At 74.8% G+C, this 15907-nt stretch carries 13 protein-coding genes; 10 read left to right on the top strand and 3 right to left on the bottom strand.

Annotated elements, in window-relative coordinates; genetic code table 11:
• Positions 1 to 96: 96 nt before the first annotated feature.
• Genes C5N14_RS00805 through nagA form a run of 3 tightly spaced genes read left to right on the top strand, consistent with a single transcriptional unit; the run spans position 97 to position 3052 of the window.
• A complete protein-coding gene (locus C5N14_RS00805; RefSeq protein WP_117664856.1) occupies positions 97 to 1026 on the top strand; it encodes an SIS domain-containing protein in 930 nt (309 codons plus the stop codon).
• Positions 1023 to 1943, top strand: coding sequence for an ROK family protein (locus tag C5N14_RS00800; protein ID WP_117664855.1), 921 nt, complete (start codon positions 1023 to 1025; stop codon positions 1941 to 1943). Before C5N14_RS00805 ends, C5N14_RS00800 begins: the two co-directional genes overlap by 4 nt.
• Entirely contained in the window at positions 1943 to 3052 is a 1110-nt protein-coding gene (nagA, locus tag C5N14_RS00795; protein ID WP_117664854.1) for an N-acetylglucosamine-6-phosphate deacetylase, read from the top strand. Before C5N14_RS00800 ends, nagA begins: the two co-directional genes overlap by 1 nt.
• 230 nt (positions 3053 to 3282) lie before the next feature.
• Here nagA and C5N14_RS00790 read toward each other — a convergent pair whose 3' ends face one another.
• Entirely contained in the window at positions 3283 to 4494 is a 1212-nt protein-coding gene (locus tag C5N14_RS00790; RefSeq protein ID WP_371685779.1) for a DUF4032 domain-containing protein, read from the bottom strand.
• Positions 4495 to 4614: 120 nt separating this feature from the next.
• Here C5N14_RS00790 and C5N14_RS00785 point away from each other — a divergent pair, with 120 nt between their 5' ends.
• Together C5N14_RS00785 and C5N14_RS00780 are read left to right on the top strand one after the other, a co-directional pair.
• Complete coding sequence (locus tag C5N14_RS00785; RefSeq protein ID WP_207892578.1) at positions 4615 to 5358, top strand: phosphatase PAP2 family protein; 744 nt, start codon at positions 4615 to 4617, stop codon at positions 5356 to 5358.
• Positions 5359 to 5367: 9 nt separating this feature from the next.
• On the top strand, positions 5368 to 6618 hold the full coding sequence (locus C5N14_RS00780) for an APC family permease (RefSeq protein WP_117664851.1): 1251 nt from the start codon (positions 5368 to 5370) through the stop codon (positions 6616 to 6618).
• 53 nt (positions 6619 to 6671) lie between these two features.
• On the opposite strand, the gene C5N14_RS00775 is transcribed toward C5N14_RS00780, so the two are convergent.
• The gene (locus C5N14_RS00775) at positions 6672 to 8468 is read right to left on the bottom strand and encodes a potassium channel protein (protein ID WP_207892568.1); all 1797 of its coding nucleotides are present in this window, start codon (positions 8466 to 8468) and stop codon (positions 6672 to 6674) included.
• 87 nt (positions 8469 to 8555) lie between these two features.
• On the opposite strand from C5N14_RS00775, the gene C5N14_RS00770 reads away from it, so the two are divergent.
• The 4 genes from C5N14_RS00770 to C5N14_RS00755 all read left to right on the top strand — a co-directional run bounded on the left by C5N14_RS00770 (position 8556) and on the right by C5N14_RS00755 (position 12588).
• Positions 8556 to 9038: an MSMEG_6728 family protein gene (locus C5N14_RS00770; protein WP_117664849.1), complete on the top strand. Its 483-nt coding sequence runs from the start codon at positions 8556 to 8558 to the stop codon at positions 9036 to 9038.
• 70 nt (positions 9039 to 9108) lie between these two features.
• A complete protein-coding gene (locus C5N14_RS00765; RefSeq protein WP_117664848.1) occupies positions 9109 to 10650 on the top strand; it encodes an FAD-dependent oxidoreductase in 1542 nt (513 codons plus the stop codon).
• Positions 10651 to 10727: 77 nt separating this feature from the next.
• Positions 10728 to 11921 (top strand): hypothetical protein, encoded by a 1194-nt coding sequence (locus tag C5N14_RS00760; protein WP_243639017.1) that lies wholly within the window; start codon positions 10728 to 10730, stop codon positions 11919 to 11921.
• 223 nt (positions 11922 to 12144) lie between these two features.
• Positions 12145 to 12588 carry an HNH endonuclease gene (locus C5N14_RS00755; protein WP_117664847.1) on the top strand — a complete coding sequence of 148 codons (444 nt, stop codon included), beginning with the start codon at positions 12145 to 12147 and terminating at the stop codon, positions 12586 to 12588.
• 159 nt (positions 12589 to 12747) lie between these two features.
• Here the strand turns inward: C5N14_RS00755 and C5N14_RS00750 are convergent, their stop codons facing one another.
• On the bottom strand, positions 12748 to 15126 hold the full coding sequence (locus C5N14_RS00750; protein WP_117664846.1) for a M4 family metallopeptidase: 2379 nt from the start codon (positions 15124 to 15126) through the stop codon (positions 12748 to 12750).
• A 166-nt stretch (positions 15127 to 15292) separates the two neighbouring features.
• On the opposite strand from C5N14_RS00750, the gene C5N14_RS31915 reads away from it, so the two are divergent.
• Entirely contained in the window at positions 15293 to 15817 is a 525-nt protein-coding gene (locus C5N14_RS31915) for a hypothetical protein (protein ID WP_165878007.1), read from the top strand.
• Positions 15818 to 15907 lie beyond the last annotated feature (90 nt).

Here is a 15907-nt window from a genome sequence, read left to right as displayed (position 1 = left end):
CCGGTTGCCAGGGCCGCAGTGTTTCACGCAGAATAACGCGCGAAAGACGGCCATAATGCGCCGTATTGCGCACGGCCTCCCCGGCGAGGAGTTCTCATGGCGTTCGTCCACGCGGAGATCACGAGTCAACCCGACTGTTGGCGGGAGGCGGCGCTGCTGGCCCCCACGGTCGCCGAGCACCTGCCGCGCCCCGGGGAGCGGGTGGCCGTCGTCGGCTGCGGCACGTCGTGGTTCATGGCGGCGGCGTACGCCGGGCTGCGCGAGGCCGCCGGCCACGGCGAGACCGACGCCTTCCAGGCGTCCGAGTTCCCGACCGGCCGCCGCTACGACCGGCTGATCGCCATCACCCGGTCCGGCACCACCACGGAGGTGCTGGAGCTGCTCGCCGCGCTGCGCGACCAACTCCCCACCACCGCCATCGTCGGCGACCCCGGCTCCCCGGCCGTCGCGCTCGCCTCCGCCGCCGTCACCATGCCGTTCGCCGACGAGCGCTCGGTCGTGCAGACCCGGTTCGCGACCACCGCGCTGGCCCTGCTCCGGGCCCACCTCGGCGACAACCTCGCCGCGCTCTCCGCCGACGCCGAGGTCGCCGTCCGGGCCCCGCTGCCGATCGACCCGGCCCGCGTCGAGCAGGTCACCTTCCTGGGCCGGGGCTGGACGGTCGGCCTGGCCCAGGAGGCCGCACTCAAGTGCCGCGAGGCAGCCACCTTCTGGGCCGAGGCGTACCCGGCCATGGACTACCGGCACGGTCCGATCTCGATCGCCGCCCCCGGCCGGCTGGTCTGGGCGTTCGGCGAAATCCCCGAGGGGCTGGCGGAGGACGTCGCCGCCACCGGGGCCGCCTTCGTGCACAGCCGCACCCACGGCTGCCACACGGTGCTCACGAGCTGGGCGGCCGGGCGGACCCCGGTCGACCCGATGGCCGACCTGATCCTCGCCCAGCGCTTCGCCGTCGCCCTGGCCACCAGCCGCGGCCTCGACCCGGACGCGCCCCGGCACCTGAGCCGCTCCGTGGTGCTCGCGTGAGCCCAGCCGATGTCGTCGTCGCACTGGACGTGGGCGGCACCGGGATGAAGTGCGCCCTGGTCCGCCCGGACGGCGGCACCGTGTGCGCCGAGCGCCACCCCACCGACGCGGGCCGGGGCCCGGACGCGGTGGTCGACGCCATCCTGGACGTCGCCGAGGGGCTCGCCGGCAAGGCCCGGGCCGACGGGTTCGAGCCGCTCGCGCTCGGCGTCGCCGTCCCCGGCGTCATCGACGAGGCCGCCGGGGTGGCGGTGTGGTCGGCGAACGTCGGCTTCCGTGACGTACCGCTGCGGGACCTGGCGGTGGCGCGGCTCGGGCTGCCCACGGCGCTCGGCCACGACGTGCGCGTCGGCGGGCTGGCCGAGGCCCGGCTCGGCGCGGGCCGGGGCACCGGGCACGTGCTGTTCGTCGCGATCGGCACCGGCATCGCCGCCGCCCACGTGGTCGACGGGTCGGCCGCCACCGGCGCGCACGGCGCCGCCGGGGAGATCGGCCACATCCTGGTCCGCCCCGGCGGCCCGCGCTGCGGCTGCGGCCGGCGCGGCTGCCTGGAGGCGGTCGCCTCGGCCTCGGCGATCGCCCGCCGGTACGCCGAGCTGACCGGCGGGCCCGCGACCGCCGCCGAGGTGGCCGACCGGGCCGCCGACGGCGATGCGGCGGCCGTCCGGGTCTGGGCGGAGGCCGTCGAGGCGCTGGCCGACGGGCTGGCCACCGGCCAGTCCCTGTTCGACGTGGAGACCGTCGTGGTCGGCGGCGGCCTGGCCCAGGCCGGACCCCGGCTGTTCGACCCACTGCGCGCCGCGCTGCACGAGCGGATGACCTTCCACCGGGAGCCGCGCCTGGTCGCGGCGGCCCTCGGCGACGAGGCCGGCTGCCTCGGCGCCGCCCTGCTCGCCCTCGACAGTCTGGAGAAGTGATGGCCCTGCGGGTGAACGGCAAGGTGGTGACCCCGACCGGCGTGGTCCGGCAGGGCTGCGTCGAGCTGGACGGCGACCGGATCAGCGCCGTCGCCGAGTACCCGTCCGTGCGCGACGGGCACTGGATCGTGCCGGGCTTCGTGGACATGCACACCCACGGCGGGGGTGGGCACACGTTCACCACCGGTGACGCCGACTCCGCCCGGCAGGCTGCGGCCTTCCACCTGGGACACGGCACCACCACGCTGCTGGCCAGCCTGGTCAGCTCGTCGTACGAGCTGATGCGGGACGCCACCGCCGCGTTCCGGCCGCTCGTCGAGGAGGGCGTGCTGGCCGGCGTCCACTTCGAAGGGCCGTACCTCTCCTCGGCCCGGTGCGGCGCGCAGAACCCGGAGTTCCTGCGTGACCCGTCCACCGAGGAGCTGGCCGCGCTGGTCGAGCTGGGCGGCGGTGCGGTCCGGATGGTCACCCTGGCCCCGGAGCGGGACGGCGCGCTGGAGGCGATCAAGCTGCTCACCGCCCACCGGGTGGTCGCCGCGATCGGCCACACCGACGCCACGTACGACCAGACCCGGGCCGCGGTGGCGGCCGGCGCGAGCGTCGGCACCCACCTGTTCAACGGCATGCGCCCGGTGCACCACCGGGAGCCCGGCCCGGTGGTGGCCCTGCTGGACGCCCCGAACGTGGTCTGCGAGCTGGTCGCGGACGGGGTGCACCTGCACGACGGGATGCTCAACTTCGTCACCTCGACCGCCGGGCCGGACCGGGCCGCGCTGATCACCGACGCGATGGCCGCCGCCGGCATGTCCGACGGCGAGTACGAGCTGGGCGGCCAGGCCGTCACCGTGGCCGACGGGGTGGCCCGGCTGGCCCGGGACGGCGCGATCGCCGGCAGCACCCTCACCATGGACGCCGCCCTGCGGCACGCCGTGCACGCCGGAATTCCGATGGCGGACGCCTGCCGGATGATGGCCACCACCCCGGCCCGGGCCATCGGCCTCGGCGACCGGGTCGGCGCGCTCCAGGTCGGCCTCCGCGCCGACCTGGTCGTCCTCGACGACGACCTGAACGTGGTCCGGGTGATGCGCGGCGGCTCCTGGGTGGAGTGACCCGCAGGGCCGGGCGGCGCGCCGACCAGCTGTCGAGCAGGGTCACCACACGCGCTTTGGAGCTGACTCGGTCACGACATCAGGGCGCGGGCAGCGGGCCCCACGCCCTCGGCGGGCCGGCTGATCCATCAGCGACATCAGCTCCAAAGGGGCCGGCCGGAGACAGCGCCCGCCCGCCGTGGCAACCGCCCGCCCGCCGTGGCATCCACCTGCGGCGGCGGCCCGGCCGGTCAGCCGAGGGCGTCGACCTCGACGCCGAGGACGGCCTGCTCGTCGGGACGGTGCACCAGCACGTCGGACAGGAACGACTGCACCGCGGGGCCCATGCCGACGTCCCGGCCGGCCCGCTCGGAGAGCAGCCACTTGTGCTCGATGATCTGCGCGAACAGCTCCTGCGGCTCCAGCTTGTGGCGCAGGTGCGCCGGCACCGCCCGGACCACCGGCTCGAAGACCTCGGTCAGCCAGCGGTGGGCGGCCTGCTGCTCGTCGGTCAGGTCGCTCTCCGCCCGGTACGCGTCCAGGTCGTTGAGGAGCCTGCGGGCCTGGTTCTCCTCGGCGTCCAGGCCGGTCAGCCGCAACAGCCGGCGGGTGTGGTAGCCCGCGTCGACCACCTTCGGCCGGACCAGGTACCGCCCGTCGGCGATGGTGGACATGGCCACCTCGGCCACGTCGAAGCCCAGCTCGTTGAGGCGGCGGATCCGGCCCTCGATGTCGTGCCGGGCCTCCCGCTCGATCTGCTGCTCGTAGGTGATCTCGTGCCAGAGCCGCTCGTAGCGTTGCACGACCTCCTCGCAGACCACCTCGGGTTCGATGGACTCGTGCAGCAGCCCGGCGGCCTGGAGGTCGAGCGCCTCGCCGAAGATGTTGACCCGGGCGATCTCCAGGTCCTCGCCGCGCTGGCCGTTGGACAGGGAGTTGCGCAGCGCCCCGGTCTCGGCGTCCACAAGGTAGGCGGCGAACGCGCCGGCGTCCCGGCGGAACAGGGTGTTCGACAGCGAGCAGTCGCCCCAGAAGAAGCCGGTCAGGTGCATCCGGACGATCAGGGCGGCCAGCGCGTCGAGGAGCCGGCCCATCGTCTCCGGGCGCAGGGTGTGCGAGAACAACGCCCGGTACGGCAGCGAGAACTGGAGGTGCCGGGTGATCAGCACCGGGTCCAGCGACTCCCCGGCGTCGGTCTGCCGGTCGGCGACGATGGCCACCGCCTCGACCGACGGGAAGTCGATCCGTTCCAGCGCCCGGAGCAGGTCGTACTCCCGCTCGGCGACCCGCTCGCCGGTCTCCTTGACGGCGTAGACGTACCCGCCGAGCCGGACGAACCGGACGACGTGCCGGGAGATGCCCTGCGGCAGCGCCACCAGATGCTCCGCAGGCCACTGGGCCAGCGGGGTCGACCAGGGGAGGTCGAGCAACGCCGGGTCCACGAGGGCAGAGGTGATCCGCACGCCGACAAGCATGCCGGTTCACCCCGGCCGAGCGCTTCCCTTCGTGGCTCGCCCCACAACCGCCGCGCGGCGGGCCGGTAGCGTGGTCGCGTGCGGGAAACCCAGACGGTACGGCGGAAAGTGCAGCTCAGGCCGGTACGGCCGGCCGGCTGGCGGTGGGACGCGCTGCTGCTGGTCGCCCTGGTCGGCCTGACGGCGGCGCTCGCCGCCGACCGGCTGTTCGGCGTCGACCGCGCGGTGGCCGACTGGGCCGCGGCGCACCGGCCCACGGCGGCGTACTGGGTCGCGGTGGTGTTCAACTACCTGGGCCAGGGCACCCCGCTGACCCTGATCGCACTGGGCATGGGGGTGCTGCTGGCCGTTCGGGTGCGGTCGGTGCGACCGGTGCTGCCGCCGGTGCTCGCCTTCGTCCTCACCTCCCTCACCATCGGTCCCCTGAAGGTGTGGACCGCCCGGCCCGCGCCGAGCGCCAACGTCAAGGAGCCGTTCCTACCCGCCGAGGCGACCCTGCCGCTGTTCCAGCACGACCTGCCGGTGCGGTTCGCCCAGTCGTACCCGTCGGGACACGTCGCGAACGCGATCGTCTGGTACGGCGTCATCGCGCTGCTGCTGGTGCCGCTGCTGGCCACCTTCGGCCGGACCATCCCGCCGGTGCTGGTCACCGTGGTCCGGTCGGTGCCACCGGTGGTCGTGCTCTGCACCACCACGTACCTGGGCTGGCACTGGCTGACCGACTCGGTCGCCGGGCTGCTGCTCGGGCTGGTCCTCGACCGGCTGCTGCGCCGGGTGCCGTGGGACGACGTGCCGCTGCCCGGACGGCTGGGCCCCTGGAACCGACCCGCGCTGTTCACCTCGGCCCCTTAGGCTCCGGGCGTGGAGCGGCTTGCGCGGCGGCTGGGCGTACGCGATGCGGTGGTCATCGGGCTGGGGTCGATGCTCGGCGCGGGCGTCTTCGTGGTCTTCGCCCCGGCCGCGGCGACCGCCGGCGGCGCCGGCCTGCTGGTGGCGCTGGCCATCGCCGGGTTCGTGGCGTTCTGCAACGCGACCAGCTCGGCCCGGCTGGCGGCCCGCTACCCCGAGTCCGGCGGCACGTACGTCTACGGGCGGGAGCGGCTCGGCGCGTTCGCCGGCTTCCTGGCCGGCTGGGGATTCGTGGTCGGCAAGACCGCGAGCTGCGCGGCGATGGCGCTGACCATCGGGGCGTACCTCTGGCCGGGGCAGGCCCGGCTCGTCGCCGCCGTCGCCGTGGTCGCGGTGACCGCGGTGAACCTGCGCGGCATCGGGAAGACCGCGACGGCCACGAAGATCCTGGTCGGCGTCGTGCTGGCCGTGCTGGCCCTGGTCGCGGCGACCGGCCTGCTCGGCGGCGGCTTCGTCCCGGACCGGATCAGCGGCCCCGGCGGCCCCGGCGGCTTCGGCGGCTTCGGCGTGCACGGCGTGCTGGCCGCCGCCGGCCTGTTGTTCTTCGCCTTCGCCGGGTACGCCCGGATCGCCACCCTCGGCGAGGAGGTGCGCGACCCGGGGCGGACCATCCCCCGGGCGGTGCCGCTGGCGCTCGGCGTGGTGCTGGCGATCTACCTGGTGCTGGCGGTGGTGGCGCTCGGCGTGCTCGGCCCCGACCGGCTGGCCGCCTCCGTCGCGCCCCTGGTCGACGTGGTGACCGCCGCCGAGCTGCCCGGCCTGGCCTGGGTGGTCCGGGCCGGCGCGACCATCGCGGTGACCGGCGTGCTGCTCTCCCTGCTCGCCGGGGTGGGCCGGACGCTGCTGGCGATGGCCCGCCGCCGGGACGTCCCACCCGGGCTGGCCGCCGTGCACCCCGTGCACCGGGTGCCGCACCGGGCGGAGCTGGCGGTGGCCGCCGTGGTGATCCTGGTCGTCTCCGTGGGCGACGTGCGCGGGGCGATCGGCTTCTCCAGCGTCACGGTGCTGGTGTACTACGCGATCGCCAACGCCTCGGCGCTGACGCTGGGCCGGGACCGGGCCCGGCGGCTGCCCGTGCAACTGCTCGCCGCGCTGGGGCTGGTCGGCTGCGTGGTGCTCGCGGTCAGCCTGCCCCTGACCAGCGTCCTCGCCGGGTTCGGCGTGCTCGCCCTCGGCGCCGCGTGGTACGCCCTGCGCCACTGACGGCCGGGACGGGCCCGCCGGGCCCGCCGGTGGGGGGCAGGACGCGGCTCGGGTCAGTCCCCGCCGGACCGGGGCGACGGCGGGCCCACGGGATCGTCGGGTAGGTGGTCCGGCGGGGGCGGGGTGGTCTCGCGGAGCAGGGCGGTCAGCCCGGCCCGGCGGGCCACCACGGTCAGCCGGTCGCCGGCGGTGATCACCAGGCGGGGATCGGCCGACCAGTCCGCCTTCTGCCCGGCGCGGGTGTACGCGAGCAGGCGTACCTCGCCGGGGTGGGCCACGGCGGAGAGCGGGCGGCCGTCCAGCGGCGACCCGGCGGCCACCGGCACCTCGGTGACCAGCAGCGCGTGCCGGCCCACCGGGATGGTGGCGATCACCGCCCGGTCCAGCAGGGCGGCGGCGAACGAGGGCGCGGCCAGGTACGACACGCTGCGCGAGATGCCGATGTCGAACGCCTTCTGGATGCGCTCGGCGAAGTCGCCGTCGAACAGCCGCAGCACCACCCGCAGGTCCGGGTTGAGCCCCCGGCCGTTCAGCGCGGCCCGCAGGTTGACCCCGTCGTCGGTGGAGACCACGACGAGGGCCTGGCAGGTCTCCACGGAGGCGGACCGCAGCGTCTCCTCCAGCGCCGCGTCGCCGACCACCACCGCCACCCCGAGCCGGTGGGCCAGCGAGGCGCCCCGCGCGTCCGGGGTCCGGTCGATGGCCACCACCTCGACGCCGAAGTCGTTGAGCTGGGCCATCACCCGGGTACCGATGTTGCCCAGCCCGACGACCACGACGTGCCCGGACCGGTGGGGCTGGATCCGGCCGGCGTGCAGGGCCAGCCGAGCGTTGACGATCCCGTCGACCACCACGGCGGTGATCAGCGGGATCAGCGCCAGCCCGGCCAGGTTGAGCACCACCTGCATGACCTGCGCGGCGACGGGCTTGGTGACGTCCGGATCCTCGCCGGTGAGCGTGGTGACCAGGGTGAGGTAGAGCGCATCGGCCCAGTCCACCTGGGCCGCGCCGGCGTTGAGCCAGCCCAGCAGCGCGATGAGCGCGAGCAGCACCAGCACCGCGATGCCGATCTTGCGGGTGGCGAAGCTGCGGGCCGCCCGGAGCAGCACCGCGACCGGCCGGCGGCGGCGCCGGGCGCGGACCAGCCGGCGGGCGGCCAGCTCGGTGCCGGGCGGCTGGCCGGTCGCCTCGGCGAGCACCACGTCGGCGGTCGTCTCGTCGGCGGGCAGCACCCGGGCCCGGGCGGGGTCGCCGGTGTCGGCCACCCCGCACACCACGTCCTGCGGACGGACGTCAACGCGGCGGGCCACGTAGAGGGTGCGCCCGCCGTGCCGGAAGTGGGTCGGGGCGACCTCGCCGAGCGCGGCGGCCACGAACGCGGGGGCGGCCATCGACGCGTCGGAGAGCACCGCCGAGTCGGGGAAGAGCTGCCGCAGCCCGTTGGCCAGGCTGGTGTTGAACATCCGCACCACCAGCCGCAGCCGGGGTTCCACCTCCTGGGCGCAGAGCGCGGCGTGCATGTTGCCCACATCGTCCTGGTGCAGCAGGGCCAGCCCGTCCGCGCCGGCCAGCCCGGCCCGGCGGAACGTCGCCTCGTCGAGCCGGTCCGCCCGGACCACCTGGATGCCGTCGACGTCCCGGCCGTCCGGGCCCTCGGAGCGGCGCCGCTCGGGCACCACGAGGGTGATCCGGACCCGGCCGGTGTCCAGCTCGGTGGCGAGCAGCGCCCGCACCACCCAGTACGCCAGCGGGTCCGCCCCGCAGACGACGTAGTGCGGGCGGCTCTCCCCGTTCATCCGCAACCGCCAGCCGGTCGCGCGACGCGCACGGTCACGCAGGGGCTCCGTCATGCGCCGAATCGTAGTCAGCCGTCGGGAGACCGCGCAGCCCCGCGATCATGAACGAATGTCGCGGCCCGGGACGGGTAGAGCAGCGCCATGCAGACGTTCCTGCCGTACCCGGACTTCCTGGCCAGCGCCCGGACGCTGGACCAGAAGCGGCTGGGCAAGCAGCGGGTGGAGGCCATCCAGGTGCTGCGCGGGCTGACCCGGCCGGGATACGGCTGGCGCAACCACCCGGCGGTCAAGATGTGGACCGGGTACGAGGAGGCGCTGGTCCGCTACGGCCTGGACGTCTGCGCGGTGTGGTGCGAGCCGGGCCGGGCCGACACCTGCGCGGCGACGTTGGGCACCGACCTCGCCGCCGCCTGCGGCGTCAGCACCGTACGAACCCAGGGGGTGCTGGCGCAGGCCGGGGAGCTGCCGCCCTGGCTGGGCCGCGACGACCTGCACCGCAGCCACCGCTCCTCGCTGCTGCGCAAGGACCCGGCGCACTACCGCCCGCTCTTCGGCGACGTCGGGCCCGACCTGGAGTACGTCTGGCCCGCCTCCGACCGCGAGCCGCGCTGCCGCCCGTCGTGAGGAAAGGTCCTCGCCGACCGGCCCGCGCCGGAAGGTGCCCCGAGCCTGCGCCTCGGCCAGACTGAGGCCCATGGCGCTGTCGCGGGTGGTGGGCCGGCTCATCGGCGTACGGGAGCACGTGGTGGAGCCGGGCGGCGGTGGTGCCCCGCGCGTGCCGCGCCCGGTCGAGGCCGTGGTGGTCGGCGGCGGGATCGCCGGCATGTCGGCGGCGGTGGTGCTCGCCGAACGCGGGGTGCGGGTGACCGTGCTGGAGGCCGCGCCCGCCCTCGGCGGCCGGTTGGGCGCGTGGCCGGAGCCGCTGGCCGACGGCGTCCAGGTCAACGAGCACGGCTTCCATGCGTTCTTCCGGCAGTACTACAACTGGCGGTCGATCCTGCGCCGGATCGACCCGAAGCTGGCGTTCCTCAGGCCGGTCCCCGGGTACCCGGTCCTGAGCGCCGAGTGGCCGACGGAGGAGTTCGGGCGGCTGCCGCCGGCCCCGCCGGCGAACCTGCTCGCCCTGCTGCTGCGCAGCCCGAGCCTGCGCCTGGCCGACCTGCGCGGGATGGACCGGGACGCCGCGCTGCCGCTGCTCAGCTACGACCCGGTGCGCACGTACGCCGACTTCGACGGCGCCACCGCCGACGGACTGCTCACCTCGCTGCGGCTGCCGGACCGGGCCCGGGCGATGTTGTTCGAGGTCTTCTCCCACTCGTTCTTCAACCACGAGGCGGAGATGTCAGCCGCCGAGATGATCGCCCAGTTCCACTTCTATCTGCTCGGCAACCCGGAGGGGTTGGCCTTCGACTGCCCGGACGAGGACTACGCCACCGCGATCTGGCAGCCGCTGACCCGGCACGTGGAGCAGCACGGCGGGCGGGTGGTCACGGGGGCCGCCGCGACCCGGTTGGACCGGGGCCCGGACGGGTGGCGGGTGACCGCCGCCGACGGCAGGGCGTACCCGGCCGGGCACGTGGTCCTGGCCGTCGACCCGCCGGCGCTGGCCGCGCTGGTCGGCGCCTCGCCGGTGCTCGCCGGGGCCGCCCCGGAGCTGGTGGCGGCCATGCCCGCGTTCGGCGCCCCGGGCCCGCCGTACGCGGTCGCCCGGTACTGGTGCGACGGGGACGTCGACCCTGGGCGGGCGGTGTTCAGCGGGGTGTCCCGGCAGCCCACGCTCGACTCGGTGACCCTGTACCACCGGCTGGAGAACGAGTCGCGCCGCTGGGCGGAGCGCACCGGCGGCTCGGTGGTGGAGCTGCACGCGTACGCCTGCGACGAAGGGGTGCCGGCCGAGGAACTGGCCGAGCGGATGCGGGTCGAGCTGGCCGCGCTCTGGCCGGAGGCGGCCCGGCTGCGGGTGCGCGAGCTGCGCGCCCGGGTGGAGGCGCGGGCCCCGGCGTTCGCCCCGGGCGGTCACGCGGGGCGGCCGGGGGTGCACACCGACGCCGACGGGCTCTACCTGGCCGGCGACGGCGTCCGGACCGACTTCCCGAGCGCGCTGATGGAGCGGTCGGCGGCGACCGGGATCATCGCGGCGAACCACGTCCTGCGGGCCGAGGGGGCGGCGGCCGAGCCGGTCCGCTCGATCCGCCCGCGCGGCCTGCTCGCTGGGCGAATGCTACAAAAGCCGTGATTCGCCGCAAGACGCCGTAAATCTGATCTACCCTCGACTGACATCCACCGGCATCGCCGGCACGGGAGGTCGAGAGGGTGTCCACGGTGCACCGGCGCGACGCGGCCGGCGGGCCGCCCGGCGACGAGGCGGGCGGCGGCCGGTACGACGACGCGTACGGGCTGCTGCGTGACGAGCGGGCCTGCATCGTGACGGCGCTGCGGCTGGGCTGGTGGCTGGCGGACGCGTACCACCACGCGCGCACGGCCGACCTGTCGACGGACGAGCGGCCGGCGCAACCTCCGGCGAAGCTGACCAACTTCACCGAGATGTCCGGCCGGCGGCGGCTGCGGATGTACCTGGACGGGGTCGACGTGGCGCTCGCCCAGATCGCCGGGCTGACCCGCGGCGGCCCGGCCGCCCCGCCCGCGGTCGCCCCGTCCACCGGGGACACCCGGGCCGCCCTGTCGGCCGGGGCGGGGACGTTGCTGCTGGCCCTCGACGACCTCAACGTGGACGTGCTGCGCTGGGCGATGGCGGCCAACCACCGGGTCGGACTGGCCTACCGGCTCGGCCGGTCGCTGGCCGACACCGTCCGGCACGGCGACGCCGACCAGGTGCCGTGGCGCTTCGCCGGCCGCCAGATCGAGATCAGCCGCTGGCTCGACGAACTGGCCAGCGTGCTGCCGCCGTACTCGGCCACGGTGGTACGCCGGTCGCTGCGGGCGTGGGCCGACGCGGTCACCCGGGCCGGGGTCGGCGACCCGGCCGAGGCCGGCCTCGGCGAGCTGGCCCGGGAGCTGCGCAACCAGGGCGACCTGTGGCGCAGCGTGCTGACCGGCGGGCTGCACCCCCGGGACCTGCTCGACGAGGAGGACTACGCGGTCGTCGCGCGGAACGTGATCATCCGGGACCGGAAGCTGGTGGCGCAGGCGGCCCGGGGCATCTTCTGGCCGGTGCTGGCCCCGCTGGTGGTGGTGCTCCTCGCCGTGGTCGGGGTGAGCGCCGCCGCGGCGGCCGGCTCCCCCGCCACCCGGGCCGCCGTCGCCCTGGTCGGCCTGGGCGCCGGGCTGACCGCAATCTGGCGGACGGTCTCCGGGCCGGCCCTCGCGGTGGCCGGGGAGGTGAACCGGCCGCTACTGGAGGGTGAGCTGGCCGTCCGGATGGCCGCCCGGGTCACCCGACCGCTGGCCACCGCCCGCGCCACCGCCCGGTCCCGCCGGCACGGGCCCGGCGAGGTCGCCGGGGGATCGAAATACGTTGCCGGCCTCGCCTCCGCCGACCTACCGTGATCGGGCAAGGTCAACCAGCCCGCCGGGAGCAAGCCATGTCGTTGTCGCACGTCAGCACCGTGCCGACAATGCTGCCCGTCGACGGTTGTCGCCGTGAGGCCCCCCGGGACGGGTGGCCCGACTGACGCGTGCCCGCACGCGTCGAGCCGCCCCGTCCCACCGCCGGACCGGGCCGCTCCTCGCCGTCCGGCCCACCCACCGTCGATCTTGGAGGGAGTGCCCGGTGGACGCCGTTCTCGTCATCAACGCCGACCTCGGCCCGCTGCACCGGGTCACCGTGCAGCACGCGATCCGGATGCTCTGCCGGCGGGTCGCCGAGATCCACGAGGCCGAGCCGGACCGGTTGATCGGGGTCTTCCCGGTCCCCCGGGTGGTCCGGCTCGTCCGGTACGTGGTGACCCGCTGGCGGTTCAGCGCCGGCCCGGCCTGGTCCCGGGCGGGCGTGCTGCGCCGCGACGGCCACTGCTGCGCCTACTGCGGCGGGCCCGCCGGCACCGTCGACCACGTGCTGCCCCGCTCGCGCGGCGGCCGGAACACCTGGCGGAACACCACCGCCGCCTGCTACGGCTGCAACCAGCGCAAGGGCGACCGGACTCCGGCCGAGGCGGGCATGCCGCTGCGGCACGAGCCGGTCGTGCCGAGCTGGGCGGCGCTCGCCGGGCGGTGACGGACCGGCCGGCGGGAACGGGGGGCCGCGTCCGGGGTACGCCCCGGCGCGGCGCCCGCCGGCCCCGGTGCCCGCCGGGTGGGTGCGGCGACCATACGAGGCGGGCCCGACGACCACCCGAGTGGGGTGGCCGCCGGGCCCGCCGGGGGTACGGCTACGTCAGGCGACGTTGACCGCGGTGTCGTCGACGACGAAGGAGGTCTGGAGCGAGACGTCCTCCGTGCCGGTGAACTTCAGGGTGACGGTCTGGCCGGCGTACGAGGCCAGCGAGAACGACTTCTGGCTGTACCCGGTGGCCTTGTTCAGGTTCGAGTAGGTGGCCAGGGTCGCCAGCACGGTCCCGGACGAGTTGAGCACCTGCACCGTGAGCTTGTCGTACGCGGTGCCGCTGGTGGTCTCGGCCGAGTCGATGTGCAGCCAGAAGCTGAAGTTGTACGAGGTGCAGCCGGCCGGCAGGCTCACCGACTGGGCGAGCGTGTCGGTGTGGGTGCTGCCGTAGCCGTTCATCCAGGAGCTCCAGGTGCCGGTGCGGGCCGGCTGGCTGGTGCCGTGCTGGGCGATGACGCCGGAGCTGGCCGTCCACACCGTGTTTCCGGACTCGAAGCCGGCGTTGCCCAGCTTCTGGCCCGCGCCGGTGCAGCCGCCGCCGGTGCCGTTGACGGTCAGCGAGTAGGTGGCGCTGTGCGGCACCGAGCCGGTGCCGGTGACCGTGACGGTGTAGTTGCCCGCCGGGGTCCCGGTCGTGGTGGCGATGGTGAGGGTGGACGAGGCGCCCGAGGTCACCGAGGCCGGGCTGAACGACGCGGTCGCGCCGGTCGGCAGGCCGGACGCGGAGAACGTCACGGTCTGCGCGGTGCCGCTGGTGGTCGCGGTGGCCACGGTGGTGGCGACGGAGCCACCGGCGGTCACCGAGCCAGCGGTCGGGGAAAGCGTGACGGAGAAGTCGTTGCCGGTCGACGAGCAGGGCGCGTCGCTGCCGGCCACGTTCACCGCGGTCCACGAGGCCTGGACGGCCTTGTACTCGGTGGAGCAGTTGCCGTACAGGTCGGTCGCCGCCTTGAGGCTGTACGCGCGGGCGGTGTTCGACGGGGTGGTGGTGTTGACGTACGACGTGTTGGAGGTGAAGTACACGTCGAGCGCCCGGAACCAGATCTTCTCCGCCTTGGCCCGGCCGATGCCGGTGACCGCCGGGGCGGTGCCGCAGACCGGCGAGGTGCCGTACGCGGTGGCGCCGGTGCCCTCGGCCAGGTTGAAGAAGAAGTGGTTGCCCACGCCGGAGGAGTAGTGCACGTCCTTGTTCTTCGTGCTGGTCGACCAGCACGAGTCGGAGGAGCCGTCCAGCGTCGGGTTGTACATGTACCGCAGCGGGGTGTTGTTGCCGTTGATGTTGATCTTCTCGCCGACCTGGTAGTCACCCGGGTCGCTCGGCGCGTTGGCGTAGAACTCGACCATGTTGCCGAAGATGTCGCTGGTGGACTCGTTGAGGCCACCGGACTCGCCGGAGTACACCAGGCCGGCGACCGCCTCGGTGACGCCGTGGCTCATCTCGTGGCCGGCCACGTCGAGGGAGACCAGCGGGCGGGAGTTGCCCGCGCCGTCGCCGTAGGTCATCTGGGCGCCGTCCCAGAAGGCGTTGACGTAGGCGTTGCCGTAGTGCACCCGCGACGGCACGCCGGCGCCGTTGCCGAAGATGCCGTTACGGCCGTGCACGTTCTTGAAGTAGTCGAACGTCATCGCGGCGCCGAAGTGGGCGTCGACGGCGGCGGACTGCCGGTTGGTGTTCGCGCCGGTACCCCAGACGTTGTCGGCGTCGGTGAACGTGGTGCAGGTCGACGTGCCGTTGTTCATGTCACAGGTACGGCCGTTGCCGCGCACCGGGTCGATCATCTGGTACGTGCTGCCGGAGAGCGTGGTGTCGACGCTGACCGCGCCGGTGTAGATGCCCGTGCCGCTGCCGGTGACCGACTCGATCTCGTCGTACGAGCCGATCACCTTGCCGGTGACGGCGTCGGTGATGACGTGCAGCTTCGAGGGGGTCTGCTTGTCGGCCTTCCAGCCGGAGGCGACGGTCTCCCAGGCGAGCCGGCCCGTGCCGGAGCTGGCGTCGACGAAGAGCTCCGGGGCGCCCACGGCGGTGAGCGAGCCGGAGAACTCCTTGCGGGCGGCCTCCTTGGCCTTGGCCGAGGTGACCTTGGGGCTGGTGGTGAGGGTCAGCGGGGCCGCCAGGCCCACCGAGGCCCCGGCGTACTCGCCGTTCGCCTTGGCGTGGATGACGAAGTCGCCACCGTAGACGCGCAGGCCCTGGTACGTCCGGGTGTAGCGGGTGTGCGAGGCGCCGTTCGCGTCCACCTTCGTCCGGACGGCCTGGTATGCCTCTCCGCTGGCACCCTGGACGGTGCCGGGGTTGCTGGAGAGGACCGACTCGGCGCGGTCCGGGGCGGGGGCGGGGGGAGCTGCCGCTTGCGCCGTGGTGGCGGCGCCGGTGAGCAGGCCGCCGGTGAGCAGCGCTGCGCTGGCAGCGGCGAGGGTTCTTTTCACGTGCCCTCCTGGCAAGGAATGTGTGACGGGGGTAGTCACGCATGTAGATATAGTGATACATCGAAGTGGAGGGAAGGGGGGAAGCGCTCTCAGATCAAACACTGGCCGAACGGGTGAGGAGCACAAGGTGACGGAACCGGGCGGAGTCGGGACACGTCCGACCGACATGAGACCGACCCACCTGCGCGCCGCCTTGATCGTCGCGCTCCTCGCGGCGGTCGGCGGCTGCGCGGCCGGCGCCCCCGGCCCGCCCACGCCGGCGGGCCCCCCGTCGTCCGCCGCGACCGCCACCACCGGGCCGAACACCGGGGCGGACCCGACCGCCGCCACCGCCCCGGCCGAGGCGTCCCCCGGCACCCGGGTGGTGCTGCACCGCTCGGGCGGCATCGCCGGGCGCGACGACACGGTCACGGTCGAACCGGACGGACGGTGGACGGCGGTCGACCGCGCCGGCGCCCGGCGCACCGGCCGGCTCACCGGGGCGAACCTCGACCGGCTGCGCCGGCTCACCGCCGAACCCCGGCTCACCGAGGGCGGCAGCACCGACTCCGAAGGCCACTGCTCCGACACCTACGAGTACCGGCTCACCGTCGGCACCCGCACGGTCGACTGGACCGACTGCCCGGTCGCGGGCGAACCGCCGCAGGCCGCGTCGGCACTGGCCGAGATCGTGTTCACCGCCATCAGCTGATCCGCCGCCGGCCGCCCCCGCCACCGACGCCGGTCGCCACGAGGCCCGGCCGGTCGGCGATCAGCTCCTCGGCGGCAGCGGCGACACCGG

Origin of the sequence: Micromonospora sp. MW-13, assembly GCF_003434305.1 — a bacterium.
Classification (GTDB): Bacteria; Actinomycetota; Actinomycetes; order Mycobacteriales; family Micromonosporaceae; genus Micromonospora.
The sequence above is the reverse complement of the archived record's forward strand: the minus strand, read 5'-3'. Positions and strand labels throughout refer to the sequence as shown.

Coding starts and splice junctions, on each gene's coding strand:
- C5N14_RS00805 (WP_117664856.1), top strand. CDS start 97: ATGGCGTTCGTCCACGCGGAGATCACGAGTCAACCCGACTGTTGGCGG.
- nagA (WP_117664854.1), top strand. CDS start 1,943: ATGGCCCTGCGGGTGAACGGCAAGGTGGTGACCCCGACCGGCGTGGTC.
- C5N14_RS00775 (WP_207892568.1), bottom strand. CDS start 8,468: ATGACGGAGCCCCTGCGTGACCGTGCGCGTCGCGCGACCGGCTGGCGG.
- C5N14_RS00770 (WP_117664849.1), top strand. CDS start 8,556: ATGCAGACGTTCCTGCCGTACCCGGACTTCCTGGCCAGCGCCCGGACG.
- C5N14_RS00765 (WP_117664848.1), top strand. CDS start 9,109: ATGGCGCTGTCGCGGGTGGTGGGCCGGCTCATCGGCGTACGGGAGCAC.
- C5N14_RS31915 (WP_165878007.1), top strand. CDS start 15,293: ATGAGACCGACCCACCTGCGCGCCGCCTTGATCGTCGCGCTCCTCGCG.